The sequence below is a fragment of the Azospirillum sp. B506 genome, assembly GCF_000333595.1.
Lineage (GTDB): Bacteria > Pseudomonadota > Alphaproteobacteria > Azospirillales > Azospirillaceae > Azospirillum.
This window is the reverse complement of sequence record NZ_BADK01000472.1, coordinates 1-2,954: the sequence shown is the minus strand read 5'-3', so window position 1 is coordinate 2,954 and position 2,954 is coordinate 1. Positions and strand designations below refer to the sequence as shown.

The window sequence follows — 2,954 nt, the reverse complement described above, 5'->3', positions numbered from 1 at the left end:
GCGGAGCTGACGTCCCAAGCCGCTGTCGGAGTGGCGCCGGCTGGGCGTGCGTCCGCTGGACGGCGGCGAGCTGAGCGGCGAGGGTACGGCGTCGATCCTGGTGCTGGCCGGGCATCGCGGGCCGGCCTTCCTGGTGCGCGACAATTTCCGCGCGATCATGCGCTACAATCCGTCGACCAGCTATTCGCTGGCCGTCGCCCTGCTGGCCGACCGCATGACCGGCAAGCCCGGCGTCCGTGGCGGCTGGCCGCGCGAGGAGCAGGCGCTGAGCAAGGACGAGCGTATCGACCTGCAACAGCGGCTGGCCTCGCTGGGGCTGGAGCCGGGGGCAGCCGACGGCATCGTCGGGGCGAACACCCGCAACGCGGTGCGGCGCTTCCAGACCTCGGTCGGGGAGATCCCGGACGGCTTCGCCACCAAGGCCCTGCTCGACCGGCTGCGCCAGCGCTCTTGAGCGGGAGGGGGACTGAAGCGGGGAGTTAACGCCCCCGCCCGGCGATCCCCTCACCCGCACTCCCCTCACGCAGCAGCGCCCAGGCCGCAGGCAGCAGGAAGGCCGCCACGGCGGCGCCGACGATCGCGTCCGGTGCGCCGTCCAGCAGAAGCCAACTCGCGCCCAGCCCGACCAGACCGGCGCCGAGCGGCAGGATGTCCTTGCGCGCGCACAACCAGATCGCCCGCAGGGTCAGCGTGCCGCGCCGGCCGGCGAACAGCAGGGTCGCGGTCGCCACCGTGACGCCGATGGCCAGCAGCAGGGCCAGATTGGCGAGCGGCACATCGGGGATCGCCATGCCGGCGATGCTGCGTCCCGCCGTCACGACCAGCACCACCGCGGCAACGGCCAGCGCCGCCCCTTGCAGCATCGACAGGCGCAGGCGCGAGTCCGGCCACCGGCCCAGCCCGACCAGAGCCACCGCATGGCCGGCGGCATGGTTCAGCACCAGCAGGGCCGCCGCCCACAGGGACACCGCCTGCGTCGCGTTGGCGGCACCGAGCAGCAGCAGGCCAAGCAGCCCGTTGACCGCCATGGCCATCCGCATGGTGTGTTTCAGGTCGTTCGATCCGCCGGACGGACGGGAAGAGCCGCCGCCACAGGAACCGCCACAGCATCCACCGTCCATCGCACCGCCCTTTTCCGCAGGATCATGGGAGAAATCATAGGGCTGGGCGGCAGGCGCGTCCACCACCATCAGGCTTTTCTGATATGCGAAAACCCCGCCCCGCCATATCGAAAGAGGTGGCGGGGATACTCCGGCCCACCCAACGGTGCATGGCCTGTCTCATTGGGCGCTTACCCGTCCCCCTCCATGAAAAGCGGGCAGTCGAGGCGGATATCGGGACAGACACAGACGCATCATCGGAACCGCTCCATGACGAAGCGCCCCGCCGCCCCCATCAAGATTCTGATTGTCGACGACAACCCGCTGCTGCAGCGGGCGTTGAAGGACATGCTGGGACTGTGGGGCGTCGGCCAGATCACCGCGGTGGGCAACGGGCAGGATGCCAAGGACGCCCTGCGTCGCGAAGTCTTCGACCTGATGGTGACCGACTGGGTGATGGAGCCGGTGGGCGGCGCGCAGCTGGTCCAGTGGATCCGCCAGTCGCCGGGCAGCCTTGCGTCCAACATGCCGATCATCGTGCTGGACCGCAACGCCGAACTCGCCCACGTGCGCAGCGCCTGGGATGCCGGTGCCCGATTCGGTTCTGGCCAAGCCGGTGCCGGCCGCCACGCTGGCCCGCCGCATCGACGCGGTGCTGAACCGCCGGGAGGGAGCCGTCCGGACCGGCGGCACGGAAAACCGCAGCGGCACCTCACGCCCCGCCAGCCAGGGTAGCGCCAGCCAAGGTGGCGGCTCCATCGCCGGCCTGCCGTCCCCCCCGCCGATGACGCCGCCGCGATCCGTCAGCGGCGCCACTCAGTTGCCGCCGCCCATTCCGCCCGCAACCATCCCGCCGACCACCGGTCCGGCCTCCGCCCTGCCGCCGGATCGCAACGCCGCCGCCATGCGCAGCGAGGATCCGAAGCGGGTGCGGCTGCTGCTGGCGCTCGACAAGCTGGAGGCGGCGATCGACCGGCCGGACCCCATCGGCAGCCGGCTGCGCCACGCCCTGTCTGACCTGCAGATCGCCACCGCCGGCGATTCCGCCGCGACCTCCATCGTGGCGTCGCTGTCCACCTGCGTCACCTGGGTCGAGCCTGACATCGAAGGCTATGTCGATGCGCTGCAGGCCCATGCCGCGGCGCTGCGCTGGCTGGCCGGGTCCGACAGCGGCACCCAGTCGATGGCGGTGGCGCTGTGCCTGATCCGCACGCTGCGTGCCAGCGTCCGCACGCTCGCCGCCCGCGGGCACAGCGACTTCGGCAGCTGGCCGGAAAGCGGCGGCCCCACCCCTCCGGGCAAGTCCCCCCTGACCGGCGGCTGACTCCGCCCCCATATCGTCTGGAGACGGTCTGGGCGAGAGGGCGGCGGAGCAGGAAATTCCACAAGGCAGGGCATTCCATACGCTCCGTTACGGAAGACCGGCGGTTGCCGCGCCGTTCCTTGCTTTTTGCAGGACGGCCGGCCGCAGCCGTTGCGATATAAGACAGCCTTCATTACCTTTTTGCCCAGCGAACAAATCGGCTCCCAAGCACTCCGCAACGGAGTTTGCCAGGTTGCCGACCGATGGGAGGGAATGAAATATGGCGCTGGCAACTGTCTCGCTCGAAGACAAATACGCGCTCGAACAGGGCCGTGTTTACCTCACCGGCACCCAGGCGCTGGTCCGCCTGCCGATGATGCAGCGCCAGCGCGACCTCGCCGCCGGGCTGAACACCGGATGCTTCATTTCCGGCTATCGCGGTTCGCCGCTGGGCGGCTTCGACCAGAATCTGTGGAATGCCCGCAAGTTCCTGGAGAAGAACCACATCCAGTTCCAGCCCGGCGTGACTCTAGAGGTCCCCGGTCCGAGCT

The 2,954-nt window shown here is 69.8% G+C and carries 5 protein-coding genes; 4 read left to right on the top strand and 1 reads right to left on the bottom strand.

Annotated features, from left to right (window positions below):
- Positions 1-22: 22 nt before the first annotated feature.
- Complete coding sequence (locus I71_RS14110; RefSeq protein WP_280109874.1) at positions 23-454, top strand: peptidoglycan-binding protein; 432 nt, start codon at positions 23-25, stop codon at positions 452-454.
- Between the two features lie 25 nt (positions 455-479).
- Here I71_RS14110 and I71_RS14105 read toward each other — a convergent pair whose 3' ends face one another.
- Positions 480-1,190 (bottom strand): hypothetical protein, encoded by a 711-nt coding sequence (locus I71_RS14105; protein WP_244433833.1) that lies wholly within the window; start codon positions 1,188-1,190, stop codon positions 480-482.
- 180 nt (positions 1,191-1,370) lie between these two features.
- Here I71_RS14105 and I71_RS39715 point away from each other — a divergent pair, with 180 nt between their 5' ends.
- From I71_RS39715 to I71_RS14095, 3 genes are all read left to right on the top strand, one after another.
- Entirely contained in the window at positions 1,371-1,835 is a 465-nt protein-coding gene (locus tag I71_RS39715; protein ID WP_244433832.1) for a response regulator, read from the top strand.
- Entirely contained in the window at positions 1,717-2,424 is a 708-nt protein-coding gene (locus tag I71_RS14100) for a hypothetical protein (RefSeq protein ID WP_244433831.1), read from the top strand. The genes I71_RS39715 and I71_RS14100 overlap by 119 nt, the downstream gene beginning before the upstream one ends.
- A gap of 259 nt (positions 2,425-2,683) precedes the next feature.
- The coding region (locus I71_RS14095; protein ID WP_042695485.1) for a hypothetical protein at positions 2,684-2,954 on the top strand (271 nt) is incomplete at its 3' end.

Excerpts from the sequence above, each read along its gene's own strand:
- I71_RS14105 (WP_244433833.1), bottom strand. The coding sequence starts at position 1,190 with ATGGTGGTGGACGCGCCTGCCGCCCAGCCCTATGATTTCTCCCATGAT.
- I71_RS39715 (WP_244433832.1), top strand. The coding sequence starts at position 1,371 with ATGACGAAGCGCCCCGCCGCCCCCATCAAGATTCTGATTGTCGACGAC.